General features: G+C 65.0%; 16 protein-coding genes. 12 read left to right on the top strand and 4 right to left on the bottom strand.

Features of this window, described 5'->3' with window-relative positions; all coding sequences use genetic code 11:
• The first annotated feature begins 301 nt into the window (after positions 1–301).
• Positions 302–1012: a S24 family peptidase gene (locus G7Y54_RS03580; RefSeq protein WP_165077366.1), complete on the top strand. Its 711-nt coding sequence runs from the start codon at positions 302–304 to the stop codon at positions 1010–1012.
• Between the two features lie 122 nt (positions 1013–1134).
• Here G7Y54_RS03580 and G7Y54_RS03575 read toward each other — a convergent pair whose 3' ends face one another.
• The 3 genes from G7Y54_RS03575 to lysA all read right to left on the bottom strand — a co-directional run bounded on the left by G7Y54_RS03575 (position 1135) and on the right by lysA (position 4893).
• Positions 1135–2028 carry a phosphatidylglycerol lysyltransferase domain-containing protein gene (locus tag G7Y54_RS03575; RefSeq protein ID WP_165077364.1) on the bottom strand — a complete coding sequence of 298 codons (894 nt, stop codon included), beginning with the start codon at positions 2026–2028 and terminating at the stop codon, positions 1135–1137.
• 34 nt (positions 2029–2062) lie between these two features.
• Complete coding sequence (locus G7Y54_RS03570; protein WP_165077361.1) at positions 2063–3433, bottom strand: MATE family efflux transporter; 1371 nt, start codon at positions 3431–3433, stop codon at positions 2063–2065.
• 176 nt (positions 3434–3609) lie between these two features.
• Positions 3610–4893, bottom strand: coding sequence for a diaminopimelate decarboxylase (lysA, locus tag G7Y54_RS03565; protein WP_165077359.1), 1284 nt, complete (start codon positions 4891–4893; stop codon positions 3610–3612).
• A 389-nt stretch (positions 4894–5282) separates the two neighbouring features.
• On the opposite strand from lysA, the gene galU reads away from it, so the two are divergent.
• From galU to G7Y54_RS03535, 6 genes are all read left to right on the top strand, one after another.
• Positions 5283–6155 carry a UTP--glucose-1-phosphate uridylyltransferase GalU gene (gene galU, locus G7Y54_RS03560; protein WP_165077357.1) on the top strand — a complete coding sequence of 291 codons (873 nt, stop codon included), beginning with the start codon at positions 5283–5285 and terminating at the stop codon, positions 6153–6155.
• 146 nt (positions 6156–6301) lie between these two features.
• Positions 6302–8698 (top strand): primosomal protein N', encoded by a 2397-nt coding sequence (priA, locus tag G7Y54_RS03555; protein WP_165077355.1) that lies wholly within the window; start codon positions 6302–6304, stop codon positions 8696–8698.
• A gap of 63 nt (positions 8699–8761) precedes the next feature.
• Positions 8762–10066: an outer membrane protein transport protein gene (locus tag G7Y54_RS03550; RefSeq protein ID WP_165077353.1), complete on the top strand. Its 1305-nt coding sequence runs from the start codon at positions 8762–8764 to the stop codon at positions 10064–10066.
• A 227-nt stretch (positions 10067–10293) separates the two neighbouring features.
• Positions 10294–10971, top strand: a complete 678-nt coding sequence (locus G7Y54_RS03545; RefSeq protein WP_165077351.1) for an outer membrane beta-barrel protein — start codon at positions 10294–10296, stop codon at positions 10969–10971.
• A gap of 443 nt (positions 10972–11414) precedes the next feature.
• A complete protein-coding gene (locus tag G7Y54_RS03540; protein WP_165077349.1) occupies positions 11415–12851 on the top strand; it encodes a DnaA/Hda family protein in 1437 nt (478 codons plus the stop codon).
• 122 nt (positions 12852–12973) lie between these two features.
• Positions 12974–13807, top strand: a complete 834-nt coding sequence (locus G7Y54_RS03535; RefSeq protein WP_165077347.1) for a hypothetical protein — start codon at positions 12974–12976, stop codon at positions 13805–13807.
• A gap of 97 nt (positions 13808–13904) precedes the next feature.
• Here G7Y54_RS03535 and G7Y54_RS03530 read toward each other — a convergent pair whose 3' ends face one another.
• A complete protein-coding gene (locus tag G7Y54_RS03530) occupies positions 13905–15968 on the bottom strand; it encodes an elongation factor G (RefSeq protein ID WP_165077345.1) in 2064 nt (687 codons plus the stop codon).
• A 233-nt stretch (positions 15969–16201) separates the two neighbouring features.
• Here G7Y54_RS03530 and G7Y54_RS03525 point away from each other — a divergent pair, with 233 nt between their 5' ends.
• From G7Y54_RS03525 to G7Y54_RS03505, 5 genes are all read left to right on the top strand, one after another.
• Positions 16202–17326: a nitronate monooxygenase gene (locus G7Y54_RS03525; protein ID WP_165077342.1), complete on the top strand. Its 1125-nt coding sequence runs from the start codon at positions 16202–16204 to the stop codon at positions 17324–17326.
• Positions 17327–17335: 9 nt separating this feature from the next.
• Complete coding sequence (locus tag G7Y54_RS03520; protein ID WP_165077340.1) at positions 17336–17698, top strand: STAS domain-containing protein; 363 nt, start codon at positions 17336–17338, stop codon at positions 17696–17698.
• 61 nt (positions 17699–17759) lie between these two features.
• Entirely contained in the window at positions 17760–18893 is a 1134-nt protein-coding gene (locus tag G7Y54_RS03515) for a FapA family protein (protein ID WP_165077338.1), read from the top strand.
• Positions 18890–20668, top strand: coding sequence for a glycosyltransferase (locus tag G7Y54_RS03510; protein ID WP_241159345.1), 1779 nt, complete (start codon positions 18890–18892; stop codon positions 20666–20668). The genes G7Y54_RS03515 and G7Y54_RS03510 overlap by 4 nt, the downstream gene beginning before the upstream one ends.
• On the top strand, positions 20665–22050 hold the full coding sequence (locus G7Y54_RS03505; protein WP_165077335.1) for a glycosyltransferase family 9 protein: 1386 nt from the start codon (positions 20665–20667) through the stop codon (positions 22048–22050). The genes G7Y54_RS03510 and G7Y54_RS03505 overlap by 4 nt, the downstream gene beginning before the upstream one ends.
• Positions 22051–22057: the final 7 nt, after the last annotated feature.

Genomic DNA, 22057 nt, shown 5'->3' with positions numbered 1-22057 from the left:
TTCGGAAATTTTTATCTTCCTTGCCCGCCCCAAAAAATCTTATTTTTTAGGATTCTTCCGGCACTAGCACCCGTCTTCCGCTGCGCTCCAGACGGGTCTAAGGAAGATCCGACAACCGCTCAGTACAACATAACCTTTAATGAAGAGAAGAAGCGGACAATAAAAGACGAAAAAAATCAGTGTGAGACTGAAAAACAACTTGTGATGTATTTTTCTTCGTGCTAGGTTGTCTTCGGGTTCCGAAATGCCTTTGCCTGCCTGTTCCGCACACGCCCCGAGGGGCTCACCTTGTGAGGATGCCATGGTACCGCTGCCCGCCTCCCCCCGCACCGGTGATGAAGCCGCCCAATGCCTCACCCGCCTCATGCGCGCGCTTGACGTGACCACCGATGCCGAGCTTGCCCGCACCCTGGGCATCACGCCGCAGTCCGTCAACGGTGCGCGCAAGCGCCGTGAGGTGCCCCCGGCCTGGATCCAGTCCTGCGCGGCGCAGACGGGCGTCAATGCCCATTGGCTTTTTTTCGGGCGCGGGCCGGAGCGGCTGCCAGAAGCCGGCGATGGGGAACTGCCCGCCGCCCCTGCCGACTGCGAGACCGACCTTGTCACCATCCCCCTCGCCGAGGCGCGGCTTTCCGCGGGCACGGGCAGCCTTGAGGTCAGCGGCGCCCAAGAGGGCGGTTATGCCTTCCGCAGCGATTTTCTGCGCCGCAAGGGCAATCCGAGGCGCATGGTGCTCATGCGCGTTTCGGGCGACAGCATGGTGCCGGAAATTTTTGACAACGATGTGGTCCTGCTCGACCAGGGCCAGACGGACATCACCCCGGGCCGGCTCTATGCCGTGGGCTTTGAGGACGCCATCTATATCAAGCGGGTGGACAAGCTGCCCGGCAAGGTTGTCCTGCACAGCGCCAACCCGGCCTACCCGCCCCTGAGCCTCGACTTGCGCGGCGACGGCGCAGACCAGTTCCGCGTCATCGGGCGCGTGCTCTGGTCAGGACGGGAATACCGCTGACGCGGCTGGCCCGCCGTCCGGGGCAGGGGAAAAGGACGGTTTTTGGCGGATACTTTCGGCGTTCCCCGAAGGGTACAGCCCTCTCCCTGCCTCGAGGCCAGAGCCCATTCACGGACGACCGCTTACGCAGGCCGCACATGCACCGTGGACTTGCGCAAGAAGTCCGCGGGTAGGTAGGTCATCTTGGCCTGCCGGAGGCCCTCCTCGTCCAGGTCCTGCGCGCGGTTTATCCATTTCAGGCCCGCGCCCGCGTGGCGCGCGAATTCGCAGTTCATGGCCTGGTAGACGCCCTTGTAGCCGTTGAGCCCCTTCTCGAAGTGGACGCCAAGGGTCTCGCTGTCCAGCTTTTCGCCCACGCTGAAGGCGATCATGCGGCCGTCCACATAGAGCGAGCCCCCGGTGAGCCCCCGGAAGGCGTCCCAATGGGTGAGCACGCGGTTGATGGCCTCGTTTTCGGCGAGCAGCGAGGGCGAGCCCTCGCATTCGTGCCACTGGCACCAGTCGTCCTGCACGCCGAGCACGTCTTCCACCATGGCATCGGTGACGCCGCGGTAATCCGGCTCGCCATAGGCCTTGACGTAACTGTTGTAATGATTGCGCTTTTTGTGAAAGCGATTGCCGGCGAGCGTCGCAAGCTCTTCCTGCTTGTAGAGATATTCCCACTGGCCGCGCTCCTCGCGGACCTCCAAAAGCTGCGGGCACGCCTTTTGCCAGAGATGGACAAGCTCCTCAGGCACGCGGATGAAGTCGCGCCCGGCCTTGCCCGCCACGCAGGGGAGCACGGCGCCCCAGTCCACGGCGTTCCAGTCGCCGATGGGCGCCCAGGGACGCACTTCCGGCCTCGTCTGCCGTATCCAGCACAGGCGCCCGTCAAAATACCATTCAAGGCCGTAATATTCCTGCCAGCCCCAGAGGTTCGCCAGCGTATAGTCCAGCGAACGGCGCGGAGTCGCCTCCCAAAGGGCGTAGTAGGCGGGGCTTTCCTTGAGGCTCACGGGCATGAAGTGCGCGTCCATAGTCGATCTCCTTTGGTCGCGGCGGAAACAGGGTTCAGCGGGGGCGGCGCTGCCGGTTCATGGCGAAGCGGGCCCAGTCGCAGCGAAGGACAACATAGAGCATGATCAGGGCTTGCAGGCATTGCGAAACGAGCATGGCGGCGAACACGCCCGATGCGGTGCCCCAGAGCCGGTGGCCCAGCAGCCAGCCGAGCGGGAGGCGCACGATCCAGAAAGTGCCCCCATAGACCATCAGGTTGTACTGCGTGGCGCCCGCGCCCACCATGATGCCGCCCATGACGGTGCTTGCGATGGAAAAGGGCGTGGAGACGAGGTTATAGGAAAGGTAGCTCACGATCTGCGCCCGGGTGGCCGCCTCCTGCGAAAGCAGGGCGGCGATGTCCGCCCTGAAGGGCCAGATGATGATGGCGACCACGCTCATGGCGGCTGCGGCGAGCCCCACGAGTGCGAGCGCCACGCGCTTCGCCTGGGCCGGCCGCCCCTCGCCCAGGCTGTTGCCCACGAGGACGGCGACGGTCATGTTGAAGGCCATGCCGGGCAGGAAGAGCAGGGCCTCGGCCCGGAGGCCCGCGGTGAGTCCCGCCAGCGCGTGGACACTGTCCACGGGGAGCGACGCCACGAGCACAAAGAGGGTGAGATAGCCCGACTGCCAGACGATCTGCGCCGCCGCCGCGGGGAGTGCCACGCGCACCAGATAGGGGAGGCCCATCCGAAGCCAGCGCAACGAGGGGATGGCGCGGCGCCGCAAATAGCCGGAGCGCACGAGCAACAGGGTATTGCAGGCCGCGCCGAGGCACTGGGCGCCGAAATTGCTCCATGCGAGGCCCATGTAGCCGCAGTCGGGCAGGCCGAACCAGCCGAGGCCGAAACCCAGGCAGCACGCAAGATTGGCCGCGCACACGAGCGCCGCCACCCAGAGCGGCGGGAGCACCAGCCGCGTCGCGCGAAAGATGACGCCGGTGGCGGAATACACATATTGCGCGGGCAGCGTGAGCATGAAGACCTGCCAGAGCTCGGCTGCCAGCGGCCGGATGGCTTCGGGCACCATGATGAGCCGGAGTATCCCGTCGCCGTACCCCCAGCCGACGAGAGCCATGATCAGCCCGAGCCCCAGGCTGCCGAGGACGGTCGTCGCCACGTAGCGCTCCGCGCGGCGCACCCGGAAGGCCCCGAGGGACTGGCTGATGGCCGCCGTGGCGCCGCTCGAGAGCGCCATGATGACCACCATGAGGAAGAGGGAGCACTGCGTCACCATGCCGAGGGCGGCCTGGACATTGGCGCTGATCTGCCCCCCCACCCACACGCTCGTGAGGCCCATGAAGAACACGATGTACATCATGAGCAGCTGGGGCCATGTCAGGCTCCAGATGGCGCGGGGCGAGGTTCCGAGTTCGGGCTTGGGCATGCGGAGCGGCGCTCCTGTGGCTTTGTCATGGCCAGCTTCCGAAGCGGCGCCCGCTCCGGGAGGCTGGCCTTCTGGCATTGATGGTGTTTCCCCGCCGGGGCATGCGCCTCTTTCAAGGCCAGTGCACCGGCGGGGTGCAGTTCTTGTTCGGGCCTGTGGCGCCCTTGCTGTGCGGGCTAGTCCCCGCCAAGGCCCTCGAGGCGGCGGGTCAGGTCGTGGGCCGTCTCCCTGCGGCGGATGAGGCGCGGCGTGCCGTCGGCCTGGATAAGCACCTCGGCCGGCAGGTAACGCTGGTTATAGTTGGAGGCCATGCTGAAGCCATAGGCGCCGGCGTCCAGCACGCCGAGCACATCGCCTTCACGCAAGCGCGGCAGCAGCCGGTCTTTTGCGAGGATGTCGCCGCTTTCGCAGATATTGCCGACCACTGTCTGCAGGATGTCGTCGCCGCCGTCCTTCCCGTCGCCGCGATAGGCTTCGAGATCGTGGAAGGAATCGTACATCACCGGCCGCATGAGCACATTGAAGCCGATGTCCGTGCCCACATAGCGCGTGCCCGCGTTTTCCTTGGTGGCGGTGACGCGCCCGAGCAGGATGCCGCATTCGGCCACCACATAGCGGCCCGGCTCCACCAAAAAGCGGCCCGCGTAGCCTGTGGCCGCGGCCCATTCGCTGATGAGGGCGTGCAGGCCCTGGCCCAGGGCCGCGAGGTCGAGCCGGGGCTCGTCGTCATATTTATGGTAGGGGATGCCGAAACCGCCCCCGAAGTCGATGGTCTCCAGCGATTTCAGTATGTCGGGCGGCAGGTTTCCGGCGAGCTCGAGCAGCACCTTCGCGGCCTCGAGATACCCCGTGGGCTCCATGAAGAGCGAGCCGATGTGCTGGTTGATGCCGGCGAGGGTGAGCTCATGCTTGCGCAACAGGGCGAAGACCTCGTCCATTTTGTCCGGCGAAATGCCGAACTTGGTGGCCTTGCCCGCCGTGATGACCTTGGCGTGGTGGCCCGCGCCGATGCCGGGGTTGAAACGGGCCATGACGCGGCCGCCGCGATTGAGGCCGCCGAGCATGTCGAGCTGCGAGAGCGAATCCACGCTGATGAGCACGCCGTGCGCAAGGGCCGTGAGCATCTCTTCGGGGGTATTGTTGTTGGAGATGTAGAGGATCTCCTCCGGGGCAAAACCACCGAGCGCGTCCATGACGAGCTCGCCCGGGCTCATGGCGTCAGCCACCAGGCCCTCCTCGTGAATGATGCGCAGCAGGGAAGGATTGGCGTTGGCCTTGACCGAATAGTTGACGCCAAAGCCGTCCCTGGCAGAAAGGCCCATGAGGTCGCGGCAGCGTTCGCGCAGGATGCGCTCGCTGTAGACATAGAGCGGCGTGCCGAAACGGTCGGCCAGCTCGCGCGGGGTGGTGTCGCCATAAAAGCGGAGCCTGTCGGTATAGGTTGAACGCAGGTCGGACATAGATACCTCGGATTGAAGGGCTGTTTCCCCGGCGCGGGACTGAAGATAGGCGCGCCCCGGCCACGAGGCGCCGTGCAGGGCTCGTGCCGGCCTGCGAGTATCCCGGGCATGGGGGAGCCTGTCAAGCGCGGTTCCCGGGCAGGAGGAGGCTTGCGAAAGTCTGGGCGGCCGCTATGCCAAAGCGTGCGGAATGCGCTTTTTTTCTCTTGCCCTCGGCGCTTTTTTGGCCGAAGATAGCCACAGGATGTGCCGCACCGGGCCTGCATAGCGCAGGCGCATTTCGCTCTCTGCTTTTTCGGGGCGCGGCACGGTCTCCGGCAGTGTGGCCGGGCGCCGCGCGCTCCATGTTGCGGCCGGTGTTTCGTCATTTCAGAGAGAGGGAGACAGCCATGAAAGAGATTCGCAAGGTGATCATTCCCGTGGCCGGTTGGGGCACCCGTTCGCTCCCGGCAACCAAGAACATCCCCAAGGAAATGCTCCCCATCTACAACAAGCCCGTCATCCAGTATGTGGTGGAGGAGGCCATCCGCGCCCATATCCGTGACGTCATCTTCGTCACCAACCGTGACAAGAGCGTCATCGAGGACCACTTCGACTACAACCTCCAGCTCGAGGGCGTGCTCGAGCGCGCCGGCAAGCTGGACAAGCTCCAGGCGGTGCGCGAAGTGGCCGAAATGGTCAACATCATGTCCGTGCGCCAGAAGAAGCAGCTCGGCCTCGGCCATGCCATCATGTGCGCGCGCGAGCTCGTGCGCGGCGACCCCTTCGCCATCATGGTGGGCGATGACCTCATGTTCGGCGGCGTGCCCGGCATAGGCCAGCTCATCGAGGTCGCCATGGCCGAAAAGATGCCCGTTGTCGGCGTCATGGAAGTGCCGTGGGAGAAGGTCCACAAGTACGGCATCATCGACGGCGAGGAAGTGGCGCCCGGCGTCTATCGCGTGCGCGACATGGTGGAAAAGCCCAAGCGCGAGGACGCGCCCTCGAGGCTCGCCATCGTGGGCCGTTATGTGCTCACGCCCGATATTTTCGACTATCTCGAAAAGGTGAAGCCGGGCCAGGGTGGGGAGATCCAGCTCACGGACGCCCTTCAGGCCCTCGCCAAGGACCGCGGCATGATGGCCGTGCGCATGTCGGGCATGCGCTTTGACGCGGGCGACTGGGCGGAATACCTCACCGCCAATATTTACTTCGCCCTACAGGACGAGGAACTGCGCTACGAGCTGCTGGGCCTGTTGAAGAATTTCGTCCAGTTCCAGTAGGGCGGCGACCTTTCAGCCAAAATCCACCCGCGCGGGGGCGCCTGAGCCTCGCGCGGCGCCTTTTTTCGTTCATGTTTCGTGTGAGGCGTCGCTTGCCTCTTGGCAGGCGGCGCTCTCCGCGCCACCTTTGTCTGCATTTTCCTTGCATGCCCTACGCCCGCGTCGCCCTGCTGAGTCCCCCCTACGCCACGCTGACCTATAGCCTGCCATCCATTTTCGCCCCGGATCTCTGGCGCCCGGGCCTCCGTGTGGCTGTGCCCCTCGGCCGGGGGGAGGGTGGCGCCCTGCGCGCCGGCATCGTGCTCGAAGTGACGGCAAGCGCCGACGTGCCCGAGGGCGTGGTCTGCAAGGAGGTCTTCTGGCCGCTGGAAACCGAGCCCCTGCTCGCGCCCGCCCTCCTTGGCCTCCTGCTGGATCTCGCGTTGCGGCATGGGGTGGAGCCGGGCCATGTGGCCGGCCATGTGCTCCCGCAGGGGCTGCGCAGCACCGCGGTGCGGCTGCGCCGCCTCGTTGCCCGTGCCGAAACGCTGACTTTGCGCGACCTCAGGCATTCGGACGCGGCCACGTGCGCGGAGCTTGCGCGGGAGCTCAGTTCGGGCGCCGCGCGCCTTTTGCCCAGGAGCGCGGATGCCGCCAGCGAGGAATTTTGCCACTTGCGCGTGGAGCCTCCCTGGCCCGTGCGGCCCGCGGCCACCCGGCAGGTCGCGGTACTGGAATTTCTGCATGCGCAGGGGCCCGTGAGCCGGCGACGGCTGCTGCGCGAAGTGAAAGACGCCGCCCTGGCGCTGGCCGCCCTGGTACGGGCCGGCCATGTGGCGCTCGTGCATGATGGCGCGGAAGAGGAAGAGCCGGGCGCGGCCCTCCTTGCGCCTGCGCCGGAACGCGTCACCCTCAATGCGGACCAGGCCGCCGCGCTTGCGGCCCTTACCGCCGCGCTGGAGGCGGAAAGCCCGCAAAACCGCCTGCTCTACGGCGTCACCGGGAGCGGCAAGACAGCAGTGTATCTGGAGCTCGCGGAACGCGTCCTCGCCCGGGGGCGCAGCGTCCTCTTGCTCGCGCCCGAAGTGGCCCTGGCGCTCAAGCTGCGCCGGGATGCGGCCCGGGCCCTCCCGGGCGCGCCGCTCATCCTCTATCACGGCTACCAGTCGCCAGGGCGGCGCGAGGCCACGTTTCGGGCGCTGGCGGAGAGCCGGCGCCCCTGCCTCGTGGTGGGCACGCGCTCGGCGCTCTTTTTGCCCATCCCGTCGCTCGGCTGCATCATCCTCGACGAGGAGCATGACGCCTCCTTCAAGCAGGAGGACGGCCTTGCCTACCAGGCGCGGGAAGTGGGGTGGGCGCGCATGCGGCGCGAGCGCGGCCTGCTTGTCCTGGGCTCGGCCACGCCCGACCTCAAGACCTTCCATGCGGCCAGCGAGGGGCGCCTCCCGCTCCTGCGGCTGCCAAGGCGCGTGGGGGGGCGCCCGCTGCCGCCCGTGGAGCTCGTGGACATCAGCGCGAACCCCCGCCTCTTTCCTGCGGCGCGGGACGGCGCGGCCGCCGAGGGGGAGACGGCAGCCGGGGGCATTCTCGCGCCACAGTGCGAGGACGCCCTGCGCGAGACGCTGGCCCGGGGCGAACAGGCCGTCGTCCTCCTCAACCGGCGAGGCTATGCGCCACTCATGTATTGCCTCTCCTGCGGGAGGACGCAACGCTGCCCGCACTGCGACATCGGCCTCACCTACCACAAGGGGCTGGAGCGTCTTGTCTGCCACTATTGCGGCTATTCGCGGCCCTTCCCCTCGCCCTGCGACCATTGCCGGGGCATGGAGTTCCTGCCGCTGGGAGAGGGCACCGAGCGCCTTGCGGAGCGGCTTTCCGTCCTTGCGGGGCAGGCCGTCCTCCGGCTCGACCGCGACAGCACCCGGCGCCCGGGCCGCATGGAAGAGATACTGGAGGCTTTCGCCCGGCGCGAGTCGCCCATCCTCGTGGGCACGCAAATGCTTTCCAAGGGGCACCATTTTCCGCGGGTGACACTCGCCATCGTGGCCGACGGCGACCTCGGCCTCAACCTGCCCGATTACCGCGCGGCCGAGCGCACCTTCCAGTTGCTCGTCCAGTCCGCCGGGCGCGCGGGCCGCGGGGAGCGGCCGGGCCGCGTGCTCATCCAGACGCGCGCCACGGACCATTATTGCTGGCAGTTCGTACGCAGCGCCGATTATGAGGGGTTTTATGAGGCCGAGCTCGCCTTGCGCAAGAAGCGCGGCTATCCGCCCTTTGTGCGCCTCGGGCTGCTCAGGATCTCCTTTGCGGCCGATGAGGCGGCCGGTGCCCCGGCCCTCTCGGATCTCGCGTCCGCCCTGCGCGGCGAGGCCGTCAGGCTCGGAGTCACCATGCTCGGCCCCGCGCCGGCCCCCCTTGGCCTGCTGCGGGGGCGGCGCCGCTTCCATTGCCTGCTCAAGGCGCCCGCGTGGCCGCCCTTGCGCGAGCTCTATTTTTTTGCCCGCAGTCGCAAGGCCGCCGTTTTGCGCCTTGGTCTTGACCTCGATCCCGTTAATATGCTGTGATGCCGAGTTCTCGATTTTCTGGTTTTACGGATTTTTCCGTGGCATCTTTTTTAAGGAGGGATCATGAGGCTCGTTCGCGGCCTGTGCTGTGCGTGTGCGCTCTTGCTGGCTCTTTGCGGTGTGGCGCGGGCCGAGGGCTTTGCTCTCAATGAGTGGAGCGCCAGGGGCGTTTCCCTCGCCGGTGGTCTTGTGGGGCGCGCCGATGACGTATCGGCCCTAGCCTACAATGCCGCCGGCATCACCCAGCTCCCGGGCACGCAGCTCATGGCCGGCCTCGCCTTCATCGCCCCCATGGGCACCATCGACGCCGACCTTCTGGGCGGCCGCAAGCACGACACCACCACCAAGCCCGCCACCTTCATGGCCCCGCACGGCTTCGTAAGCCACCAGCTCAATGACGAGCTCTGGCTCGGGCTCGGGGTCTTCTCGCGTTTCGGCGTGGGCAACAGTTACGCGCAGGACTGGGTGGGCCGCTACAATGTCTATGACGTAGGGCTCCAGACCATCTCCTTCGTGCCCACCGTGGCCTGGAAGATCAACGACATGTTTTCCGTCTCCGCCGGAGTGGAGGTGCTCTACGCCGGCTTTTACATGGGCAACAAGATCCCCACCATGCAGCTCACCGCCGCCGTCCCCAGCCAGGGCCCGGACAATGACCTCCAGTTGCAGGGCGACGGCTGGGGCGTGGGCGCCCAGTTCGGGTTGCACATGCGTTTCAACGAGCAGTGGTCGGTGGGCCTCGCCTACAAGAGCCAGGTGACCCTGAACATCGACGGCGATGTGGAGTTCGGCCGCCAGGGCGAGCCCAACCTGTTCGCCACCATGGGGCGCGTGCCCGAGGCGCGCAATTGCGGCGCCAACGCCACCGTGCAATTGCCCGATTCCCTTGCCTTGGGCGTGGCCTACAGGCCGCTCGACGAACTGAGCTTCGAGGTGGGCGCCGTCTGGACGCGCTGGTCCACCTACAACGCGCTCAACATCTATATGGACAGCGGCTACGCCTCCATCAACGACAAGGCGGCGCGTGACGGCGTGAACCTGAACGCGAGCGTGGAATACCGCCCCCTCGACTGGTGGGCGCTGCGGGCCGGCGTGTCCTATGAAACGCCTGTGCTCAACGAAAAGCACGCCGACTTCCTCATGCCCACCTATGGGCGCACCACCCTGGGCCTCGGCACCGGCGTGAAATGGAATGACCTGACCCTTGATTTCGCCTACGCCCACCTGTGGATCAATTCCATGGACTATGGCCAGACCGACGCCGCAGGGCTGCTCGCCGGGCCCGGCTCCCCCTCCCGCATCACCGATGCCCACTCGAAGAACGTGGTCGCCAACATCTACATGTTCTCCGTGGGCTATTCCTTCTGAAAATCCCTGGTCTGCCCCCCGGTGCCCGCGCCTTCCCGAGGGGTGCCGGGGGGCATAAAGTATTTCCCCGGAACTGCCGAAACAGCGGACAGAACATGTGAACGCCCCGGAAGGGAAGGGCCGTTCCCGTGGCTGGTGGGGGCAGTTTTTTAGAAACTTTGTTGACAATTTCCAGAAATTGTCCAACATTCCGCTTCCCGGACAAGGAAGTTTGCGAGGAGGATGTCATGAAACGGATTCTCGTCATTGCGGCGCTGGTTCTCACCCTGGCCCTGCCCGGGCTTGCTGCCGCCGAAGGAACGGGGATGTATCTGGCGCCGAAATTCCTCATGTCCATCCAGGACACGGGTACCGTTTCGCGCTCCAGCGCCCTTGCCGGTTCGGGCGTGGACGATTACAGCCAGTTCACCCTCGGCGGCGCGCTCGCCGTGGGCTACGATTTCTGGACGCAGCAGATGATCCCGCTGCGCTTCGAGGTCGAGTTCGCCCTGCGCGGCAACAGCGAAAAAAGCTGGAGCGACAACGGGGTGCGCGTGGACAAGATCAAGGGCACCTGGAACAATTCCACCCTCTTCGCCAACCTTTTCTGGGACTTCCACAACGACACCGCCTTCACGCCCTTTATCGGCGCCGGCCTGGGCCTTGCCTTCAACTACACGGGCTTTGACATCACCGCCAACAATGGCGATAAGTTCTCGGTGGATGACCGGTTCACCAACTTCGCCTGGAACGCGGGCGCCGGCGTCTCCTACAACTTCAACGACAACTTCGCCGTGGACGCGTCCTACCGTTTCGTGGGCCTCGGCTACAACGAAGTGAGCACCACGTATAACGGCCAGAAGTACGAGATCGCAAGCGACCCGTACAACAACGAGTTCATGCTCGGCCTGCGTTTCGCCTTCTAGGCGGGCGCATACCGGCCGGCGCGGCTTCGGGGCCGGCGCCGTCAGCAGGGGGCGATGCCAGGGAAGGCGCCGCCCCCTGCTGCGTCTGGGCCTTTTGAGCCAACCCGTGGGGAGCGGGGCGGTGGAACAGCGCACAATGGGCATGAATGCTGTTTTGCGATTTTGAGAAAAAATCGAAGGAATATTGCGATACGTCGAGATGACAAAAAAGAGTATTGTGGAAAACTTTTTTTTAAATATGTGGATATCCCGCTTGCCAAAGGGGAAACCGTTGCCCATCAAGCGTTTCTCCGGCACCTTCCAGAGCCTTGGCTTAGAAAAAGAGTATTTTATTTCAAAGAGTTATTTATTTAATTCTTTGGGGATAGCAAAAGCCCCCCGGCCCGGGCACACGGGGTGGCGCCCCTTTGCCTGATGGGGCGGTAGGGGCTATATGCTTGTCCATGCAAGGCACATGGGCGGATATTTCTGCAAATCTCAAGAAAATGCTGGATTCCGGCGTTTTCAGGGTCTGGATTGCACCGTTGCGCGCCGTCATTGACGGCACGGAACTGCGCCTGGCCGTGCCCAGCGCCTTCATGGCCGAATGGCTGGAGCGCCATCTTTTAAAGACGCTCCGCGAGGCCGCGGCGCCCGTGCTCGGCGTGGCCGCGGATGCCGTGCGCGTGCGGCTCGTTACGGCGCAGGATGGCGGAGAGGCCCCGGGAGCCGCCGCACCGGCCGGCGCCGCCGAGCTCGTTGCCGGTGTCTTGCCCGCTCTCGGCCGGAGCGCCCGGGCCGATGCGGCCGCGCAGCTGCCGCTCCCCGAAGCCGCGCCCAGGCTCGTGGACGCGGCCCAGCGCCCCCTTGCCCGCTGGCGGCACAGTTTCGAGGATTTCATCATCGGCCCGAGCAACAGCATGGCCGTCGCCGCCGCGCGGGATATTTGCCAAAGAGGCGGCCAGGTGCGCACGCTCTTCGTCACCGGGGCTTCGGGGCTCGGCAAGACCCATCTCACCCAGTCCGCGGGGCAGGCCATCAGCGGTGACGGCCCAAGCCCGCGCATCGCCTACCTGACGGCGGAGGAATTCGCCTCGCGCTTTGTGCAGGCGCTCAAGTGCAGGGACGTGGAGGGCTTCAAGAGCCGCCTGCGCGACCTTGATGTGCTGCTCCTCGAGGATGTGCATTTTCTCCAGCGCAAGAAGGCCATGCAGGAACTGGCGCTCGCTGTCATCAAGGGCCTGCAGGACCGCGGCGCCCGTGTCATCCTGACCTCATCCTTCGCGCCGCGCGAACTTCGCGACATGGATCCGCAGCTCGTCTCGCATTTCTGTTCCGGCATCCTCACGTGCATCGGGCGCCCGGACAGGGAAATGCGCAGCCGCATCCTCACGCACAAGGCCAAGAGCTTCCAGGTGCTCCTGCCCGACGAGGTGCGCGACCTTCTGGCCTCGCGCCTGCACGGCGATGTGCGCCAGCTCGAATCCTGCCTGAACAGCCTCATCTTCAAGGCTCGCCTGCTCAACTGCGGCCTCAATGTGGACCTCGCCATGGAAGTGGTGGGCCAGTACGCGGGCGAGGCGCAGGGCCTCGACATGGAGGCCATCATCCGCCTGGTCTGCGAAAGCTACGGCCTCAGCGAGGCGCAGCTGCGCTCCCGCTCGCGCCGGCAGGAATGCGTGCAGGGCCGCAATACCGTGTTCTACCTCGCGCGCAAGCATACCGAGCTCTCGCTGGAAGACATCGGCAGCGCCTTCAACCGGCGCCACTCCACGGTGCTTCGCAGCATCACCGCCGTGGAACGCGAGCTCGCCAAGGAGTCCCGCCTCGGGCGCCAGATTGCCCGCGCGGTGAGCCTCATCGAGCGCAGCGCCGGCTGCGGCGTTCCCGACGGGATGTAAGGTTCGGTAGTTTTGCCTTTGGACCAGGCGAAAAGCAGCAAGGCTGGAGAACCGTTTGCGCGGCGGATATTTCGTATCATAAAATATGCATACCGTCCAAAATATATGTGAAAGTATAACTCATGGAAAATCAAGAAACGCTTGAGACCTATATTGAGGGTATCAAGAGGAGGCTCCTGAAACAAAAATCCATTAATGGCCAGCCCTATAATGGCCAGACATACGGTACAGTTTCCGGTTCAATATTCTACAGCACCAGTGATACATTGAAGCCGGGAATTTTCTATTTTATGGGCCTCAATCCGGGTGGAATACCCGATCACAGGGATAACTCTCAAAGTATAGTTGAAAACATACTTCCCCGAAGCGGAAGAAATGAGTTTTATGAAAAATGGTACAGCAATAGGGAGAGATATACAAATTTGCAGACCAATATTCAGAGTTTTTTAGGTTCGCTCAAAGATATTTTACCTCATTATAACAATATTGATACCAAGAAATTCGTTGAAAATATATGTAGTTCAAATATCTGTTTTGTCCGTTCGAAATCAGTTGATGAGCTTCGTGCCAAGGTTGAGGATTGTACAGCATGGAGTGTACAGGAGTATATAGTCAACGCTATTGTCAAGCCATCCATCATCATTATTAACGGGCTTGCCGGCTATCGATTTTTTAAGAAAAAATTGTCGGGCATGTCCGATGAAACCCCTCTCCAGACGGGGGTTAGACACTGCGGGAAAGAAATATGTGTGTATGTTTCTTCTTTTGATGATGATAAACTTCTGATCGGTATCCCGCATTTATCACGGAATTACCTGGCAAACTGTACAAATCGCCAGAAGAATGAGGTCTGGAACACCAGTGGTTTTCCTGAAATGCGGACTTTGTGCCTGCAAGCAATTAGCAAGAGGGGGGAAAGCGGTTGCCATTGGAGCTTTCAGGAAGACCTCCCGTAGAGGCTTTCCCCGATTTTCGCGGCAGGGGAGTGCACTCCCCTGAGCACAAAAAAGGACGCCCGCAGGCGTCCTTTTTGTATCTTTGCCGGGTTTGCGCCTATTCCGCGGCGCGGGCGGCCTCATGCTCGGCGATGACCTTTTCGGCCACGGGCTGCGGCGCTTCCTCATAGTGGTCAAATTCCATGGTGAAGAAGCCCTGGCCGCCGGTCATGGAGCGCAGGTCGGGCGCATAGCGGAGCACTTCGCTCATGGGCACATGGGCCTTGATCTCCGTGAGGCCGCCCTGCGAGTCCGAGCCCAGCACCTTGCCGCGCCTCGAGGAGAGGTCGCCGATGACATCGCCCATGCTTTCGTCGGGGATGGACACGGTGAGCAGCACGATGGGCTCGAGCAGCACGGGCTTGAGCGTTTCCATGGCTTTCTTGAAGGCCAGGGAGCCCGCCACCTTGAAGGCCATTTCGGACGAGTCTACCGTGTGGTAGCTGCCGTCATAGACCTTGACGCGGAAGTCCACCACCTGGCAGCCGGCCAAAAAGCCCCGGCCCGCGGCTTCCTGGATGCCCTTGTCGATGGCCGGGATATACTGGCGCGGGATGACGCCGCCCACGATGGCGTCTTCAAACACATAGCCCGAGCCGCGCGGAAGGCCCTCCATCTCGATCCAGCAGTCGCCGAACTGGCCACGGCCGCCCGACTGCTTCTTGTGGCGCCCCTGCACCTGGCACTTGCCGCGCACGGTCTCGCGGTAGGGCACCTTGGGCGTTTTCAGCACGATGTCGGTCTTGAAGCGGCGCTTGGCCTTTTCCACCGAGAGCTCGATGTGCAGCTGCCCCATGCCGGAGAGGAGGATGTCGCCCGTCTCCTCGTCACGCCCGAGCTTGAGGGTGATGTCTTCGTCGAGCAGGCGTTGCATGGCCGCATACACCTTGTCCTCCTCGCCCTTTTCCTTGGGGGCGAGGGCATAGGTGATGAGCTGCGGCGGCAGGTCCGGCACGGCCAGCGCAAAGGGCGCCTTTTCATCGGAGAGCGTGTCGCCGGTGCGGGTGTTCTTGAGCTTGGCCACGGCCACGAGCGCCCCCGGGCCCACGGGCTCCTTGCAGGGCGCCTGGGTCTTGCCCACGAGATAGAGCAGGTTGCCCACGCGCTCGTTCTCGTCGCTGCGCATGTTCTTCAGGGTGGCGTCGCCATCGATGGTGCCGGAGAGGACGCGCAACAGGGAGAGCTGCCCCGCGAAGGGGTCGGCCAGGGTCTTGAAGACGAAGCAGGCCACCGGGCCTTCCGGGGCGGCCGCGCGCTCCGAGCCGTCCACGCCCACGAAGGGCGGCCGGTCGAGCGGGGAGGGGAGAAGCGCCTCCACCGCGTCGAGGATGGCCTTGCCGCCCTTGTTTTCCAGCGCCGAGCAGGTGAGCACGGGCACGAGCTCGCCGTTGCGCACGCCCGTGCGCAGGCCCGCCTGCAGGTCTTCCAGCGAGAGGCTGCCTTCCTCGAGGTATTTTTCCATGAGGACTTCGTCGCTCTCGGCGATGTTCTCCACCGTCACGTCGCGCAAGAGCGCCATGTCGTCGGCAAGGGCGGCCGGCATCTCCATCTCGGTGAGCTTGCCGTCCGGGCCGAAGCGCCATGCCTTGCCGGAGAGCACGTCGGCAACGCCTGCGTACACATCGCCCTCCATGATGGGCAGCTGGAGCGCCACGGGCTTGATGCCGAGCGCGGCGAGGCCGTCGAAGGCCATGTGGAAGTCCGCACGGTCGCGGTCGAGCTTGTTGATAACGGCGATGGCCGGCAGGTTCTGGGCGCGCACGAGGCTCCAGAATTTCTTGGTCAGCGGGCGCACGCCGTCCACGGCGTCCAGCACGAAGAGCACGCTGTCCACGCCCTTGAGCAGGTATTCCATGTCGCCCGTGAAGTTGCCGTCGCCGGGCACGTCCACGAAGAAATGGCGGTCCTTGTTCCAGAGAAAGGTGGCGACGGCGGGCTGGATGGAGCCGCGGCGGCGCACTTCTTCGGGTTCGTAGTCAAGGCTCGTGGTGCCGTCCTCGATGGCCCCCATGCGCGTGATGGCGCCGGCATTGAAAAGGAGCATTTCGGCCAGGGATGTCTTGCCGCAACCGCCGGTGCCGACGAGCGCGTATGTGCGTTGGGTTTCCAAAGGGCTTGGCATGGTCTTCTCCCTTAAAAAATAACGGTATGCAGAAAATGGGGGCCGTCTACCTGATTCCTGATGACCATACAGGCATGCCGGGAAAAAGAAAAGAGGCGCTTTCCGGGGAAATGCCCGTTCGGGGGCGCAATTGCCTTGCGTCCCGGGCGGCATGGCCCTATATTGAAGCAATCCCATTGACGTTTCACGCCGGAATCGGCCCCGGCGGCCAGCAGTTCCGGGAGGGTCCGTATATGGCATTTCCTGTTTTGCAGCTTGGCGACCTCGTGGCTAAAGTTCCCGTTGTCCAGGGCGGCATGGGCGTTGGCATCTCCCTTTCCGGGCTTGCCTCCGCCGTGGCCAACCAGGGGGGCATCGGCGTCATCGCCGGCGCCATGATCGGCATGCGCGAGCCGGATGTGGCGAAAAACCCCATCGAGGCCAATGTGCGCGCGCTCCGCAACGAGATACGCAAGGCCCGCGAGCTCTCAAGCGGCATCATCGGCGTCAACATCATGGTGGCGCTCACCACCTTCAGCCAGATGGTACGCGAGGCCATCGAGAGCAAGGTGGACGTCATCTTTTCCGGCGCTGGCCTCCCGCTCGACATGCCCCGGCACCTGCGCGAGCTCTGCGAGGAAAAGAAAGAGGAATTCAAGACCAAGCTCGTGCCCATCGTTTCGTCCGGGCGCGCGGCCACGGTCATCGCCAAGAAGTGGCTCTCGCGCTTCGGCTATTTGCCGGACGCCTTCGTGGTGGAGGGGCCCAAGGCCGGGGGCCATCTCGGCTTCAAGCGGGAGGATCTCGCTGACCCGGGCCACGCGCTCGAGGTGCTCGTGCCGGAAGTGGTGGAGGCCGTCAAGCCCCTGGAAGACGCGCACGGGCGCGCGGTGCCGGTCATCGCGGCCGGGGGCGTCTATACGGGCGCGGACATCAGGAAATTTCTCGATCTCGGCGCGGCCGGCGTGCAGATGGGCACGCGCTTCGTGGCGACGCACGAATGCGACGCCGACGACCGCTTCAAGCAAAGTTATCTTGACGCGCGCGAAGAGGATGTGACCATCATCAGCAGCCCGGTGGGCATGCCGGGGCGCGCGCTGAACAACGGCTTTATCGAGGCGGCGCGCGAGGGCCTGAAAAAGCCCTTCAAGTGCATCTTCCACTGCGTGAGCACCTGCCAGCAGGAAAAAACGCCCTATTGCATCGCGCAGGCCCTCATCAGCGCCATGCGCGGCAACCTTGAGCGCGGCTTCGCCTTTTGCGGCGAGAACGTCTCCCGCGTGGATTCCATCGTTTCCGTGCGCGAGCTCATGGATTCGCTTGAGCGCGAGTACAACGAGGCGGGGGGCTCGCCGGCTGATGCGCCCAAAGGCGACTGAGGGGGCCCGATGTACGCGCTCGAAGTGCAGAACCACGGCACGACGCTCACGGTGCGCCTCACCGGCGATGTGCTCATGGAGGATGTGGCCTCCTTCAACAAGGTCATGCGGGAGCACAGCAAGACCCCGGGCATCAGCCAGCTCGTCCTCGACCTCGGCGCGGCCGGCCGCATGGAGGTGGCGGGCCTCGGGGTGCTCGTGAGCCTGAATACCTCCATGCAGCGCTACGGGCGCCGCCTGGTGTTGCTTGGGCCTGCCCCGCACGTGACGGCGCTCTTGCAGAAAGCCGAGATCGAAGGCTTTTTCCCCACCTGCGAAAGCGAGGAAGAGCTCAGGAACTTCATTCCCGAAGCCTGCGCCCCGGCGGTGTGATGGCCACCTGCGCCCGGGGCGCCCCGAAGCATGACTCCACGCCCATGTATGGACGGTACCTGTGCGTTACTACTTAAAGCATTACTTCAACCCCGATTTTGACCACCTGAGCGCCAAGCCCGGCGGCGGCGTGGGCACGGACGACAGCGCGGATCTCTACAGCCTCGGCTATGTGCAGAACGTCATCGCCGGGCAGATCCTCGCCGAGATCGTCCCCCTCGACGAACTCGACGAAAAGCCCGACCCGCGCTTTATCCTCTCCGGGCCCGAGTTTCCCGCCGGCGCCAACACGCGGGTCGACCCGGCCTATCCCCGCTATCTGCTCGCGGCCGCCAAGGGCTATGTTTTTTATAATGAAGGCCAGATCACGGTCAAAAGCCTGCTCAATGTGCGCAAGGATGTGAGCTTCCACACGGGCAATATCTTCTTTGTGGGCGACATGGCCGTGCACGGCTCGGTGCGTTCCGGCTTTTCGGTGCAGGCCAACAACCTGAGGATCATGGGCATGGTGGAGGGAGGCGTGGTGCGCGCCCGGCGCGACCTCATGGTGGAGGGCGGCGCCAGGGGCGGCTCCGGCCAGCATTGCCTGCTCGATGCCGGCGGCAAGCTTCTCGTGCCTTTCCTGGAAAAGGTGGAGGCGCGCGCCCGCGGCAACATGCTCATCGACAAATACTGCCTCTACAGCACGGTCTACGCCGGGGCCAACATGGTCGTCCGCGGCCAGCTGTACGGCAGTACGGTGAACGCCTACGGCAGCGTCCATGTGGGGGCGCAGCTCGGCAACCGCGCGGGCGTCCCCACCAAGGTCTATCTCGGCTATGACCCGCTCAATATCCGCCATCTGGAAAAGATCGACCAGATGATCGCCACCCTCTCCCAGGCCATCACCCACCTGAAGGCCGTTGCCGGGCACCTTCCGCCGGACGCGAGCGAGGCATCGCGCAAGCTCGCGCGCCTGACCGCACAGCGCGAGGTCATCATGCGCCGGCGCACGGAGCTGTGGGCGCACCTTTCGCAGGACGAGAACAATCTGCAAAACTGCCGTCTCATCGTGCCGGGCGTCGTCCATCCCGGGGTGGAGATCTCTATCGGCAGGGCCTTCATGATGGTGGAGCGCCCGTATGAAAACGTGCTCTTCCGGCTCTGCTACAATGACATCGTGGTCGAGCCGCTGCCCGCAAAGGCTGCCCAGTGAAGTCTGGGGACGGCGCGGAGCGGCGCTATGAAGCCGTAGCGGCGCCCGGGGCCACGGGAAGGCCCGCCGACATCATCGCCCATGAAAAGGGCCGAAGCCTCGCCATGCTCGGGCCCGGCGGCCCGCGGCGCGAGCTCGCGCCCGTGGAGAGCTTCCTTGCGGAACAGGCCGGCAAGGGCGACGAAGCCGTGCTCCCCGTCCTCTTGGGCGCCGGCCTCGGGCATGCGCTCGGGCACCTGCTTGCGGCGTGGAGCGGCCCGCTCGCCGTGGTGGACAAGGAGGCGGAGCTCGAAGCGCTCACCGGCACGCTGGCGGCCCTCCCCGAGGCCAGCCGGGAGCGCCTTCTCGTGGTGAACGCGGAAGAACCGGGGGCGGCGCTCGCCGAGCTCACCCGCTGGCAGCTCGCCCATGGCGGCAAGCCCCTCGTGCCCGTGCCGCTGGCCTTTTACCAGCGCCTCGACAAGGCCTATTACGGGGCGGTGCGTGACAGCCTCAATGCGAGCGCGCGCTTTGATTTCTGGAGCCGCGCCGTGCAGCCGCGCTTTCGCGGCACCAAGCCCCGCGTTCTTCTGCTGACGAGCAAATATTTCCTCATGGGCGAGCTTGAGGGCGCCTGCCGCAAGCTCGGCATCGACTATCACCTTGTGTCGGTGGGCGAGGGCGAGGTGGCGCAGGACGCCTTCGTGCGCCAGCTCCTCGAGGCCGTGCTTTCCTTCAGGCCGGACTGCTGCCTCACGCTCAACCACATGGGCGTGGACGTGGAAGGCGTCCTCATGGACCTGCTGGCGAAACTCCAGCTCCCGCTCGCCTCATGGTTCGTGGACAATCCGCACCTCATCATCCACCTCTATACCCGCTGTGTGAGCCCATGGACGACCCTGTTCACATGGGACGCCGACAATGTGCCGAGCCTCGAGGCCGCGGGCTTTGAGCATGTGCGCTACCTGCCCCTCGGGACGGACCCCGAGCGCTTCGCGCCCACGCGCAAGGCGGTGCCCGAAGCGTGGAAGGCCGATGTGTCCTTCGTGGGCAATTCCATGCTCTACAAGGTGGGAGGGCGCCTCAAGCAGGGCCACTTCCCGCGGGAGCTGCTCCTGCCCTTCCGTGAGGTCTCGGGGGCCTTTGCGCACAGCGAATTTCGCAGCGTGGCGGATTTTCTCTGCCAGCGCTTCCCCCGGGTCTATGACGGCTACCTGCTCCTGCCGGACAATGAGGCCCGGCTTGCCTATGAGACCGCCATCACCTGGCAGGCGACGCGCCTGTATCGCAATGATTGCGTCCGGCGTCTTTTGCCCTTCCGGCCGCTCATCGTGGGCGACGGCGGCTGGAAGATAGAGTTCAGGGATGCCGTGCCGCAGCCCCGCTACCTTGGCGAGCTCAGCTATTATACGCAGCTCCCGGCCTTTTACGGGCATTCGGCCATCAATTTCAACAGCACGAGCAAGCAGATGAAGGGCGCGGTCAACCAGCGCGTCTTCGATGTGCCCGCCGCCGGGGCCTTCGTACTCACCGACTGGCGCCCGCAGATGGAGCAGCTTTTCACCCCGGAGGAGATGGCCTGCTACCGCGAGCCGGACGAAATCCCCGAGCTGGTGCGCCGCTATCTGGAGCACCCGGGGGAGCGCCAGCGGCTCGTCACTGCGGGGCGGCGGCGGGTGCTCGCCTGCCACACCTGGGCGCACCGCCTGGAGACCCTGCTGGCGGAAATGCGCGCCATTTACGGTATGCCGGGAAATATCGGGCGCGCAGCTGCTCCCACCCCGGCGGCAGGATGAGCGCCGACCCGGTCCTCGTCCTCCAGCTCAGGCGCATGGGGGATCTCATCCTCACCTTCCCCCTGCTCATGGAGCTCGGGCGCCGCTACCAGGGACACCCGCTGTGGGTGGCGGCCGACCCGCGCTTTTTTCAGGAGCTCATGCCGCTCGCGCCGCAGGCCGTCTTTTTCCCGCCGGAGCACCTGCCGGCCCTGGCCGGCCGCCGCTATGCCGCGGCAATAAATCTTGACAGCCGGGAGGACGCCGCGGCCTGCATGGCGAAGCTCACCGCCCCCCTCAAGCTCGGCCCCGTGGCCGGGGGCGGCGCCTTGCGCGTCAAGGGCTTCTGGCAATTGTACCGCACGGCGCTCACGCGCAACAACCGCCACAATGCCTTTCACTGGGCCGACCTGCACAGGCTGGACGTGCTGCCGCCGGGCTCTCCGTGGCCTTCGCCGGCGGGGCGCCCGGAGCGCGCCAGGGAAGGGCGCGTGGGCCTTGTGCTCGGCGCGAGCGAACCCGCCAAGCGCCCGGACGCCCGCTTCTGGGCGCGCCTCGCCGGGCGCCTTGTGCGTTCAGGGCTCGTGCCGGTCTTTCTCGGGGGGCCGGCCGAGCGCGAACTGGGGGAGGAAGTAGGGCGGCTCGCCCGGCTGCCGCAAGCCAACCTTTGCGGTCGCCTGCCCCTGCGCGAGGTGGCGGCCGTCATGCGCGGCCTTGACCTCTGCATCACCCCCGACACCGGCCCCATGCACCTTGCGGACTGGCTGGGCGTGCCCGTGCTCAACCTCTCCATGGGCCCCGTGCACGCCCGGGAGACGGGCCCGGTCTCGCCGGGGCAGTGGGTGCTCCGCGCGGCCATGAGCTGCGTGGGCTGCTGGAGCTGCCAGCGGCCGCGCCTCGCCTGCAAGGCGGCGTTCAGCCCCGAGGGCGTGGCGCGCGCCGTCCACGCCGTGCTGGACCATCCGAAAGATATCCGGGGCGATGCGGATTGGCCCGGCTTGCAGTTGCTGCGTACGGGCCGGGACGAACTCGGGCTGCACACGCTTGTCCCAGTGGGGCCTGACCCCTCAGCGGCGCGCTTGCTGGAAGATTTCTGGCAGGGGGCCTTTCTCGCGTTTTCGGCGCCGGAATTCATGCCCCTGCTTGAGGGCCGCGCCGAAGCGCTGATTCAGGCGCAGCCCGTGCTCGCCGGGCGGCTGCGGGCAGCCGTTGACCGCCTGCTCACGAAGTGGGCCCGGCAGGGGGGCGCGCCGCTCCCCGAGGACTTCTGGCTCTCGCAGCCGCCCATGCTGCGCATCTTCGCCGGGCACGCGCAGATGGCGCTCCAAAATGAGGACTCTTCCAAGGCAGCCTGGCGGTGCGCGCTGGAGCGCGTGGAACGGTTGCACACGGCGCTTGCCTGAAGAGGGC

It is taken from the genome of Desulfovibrio sp. ZJ746 (assembly GCF_011039155.1).
Taxonomy (GTDB): Bacteria; Desulfobacterota; Desulfovibrionia; order Desulfovibrionales; family Desulfovibrionaceae; genus Desulfovibrio.
This window is presented reverse-complemented; position numbering and strand designations above follow the sequence as displayed.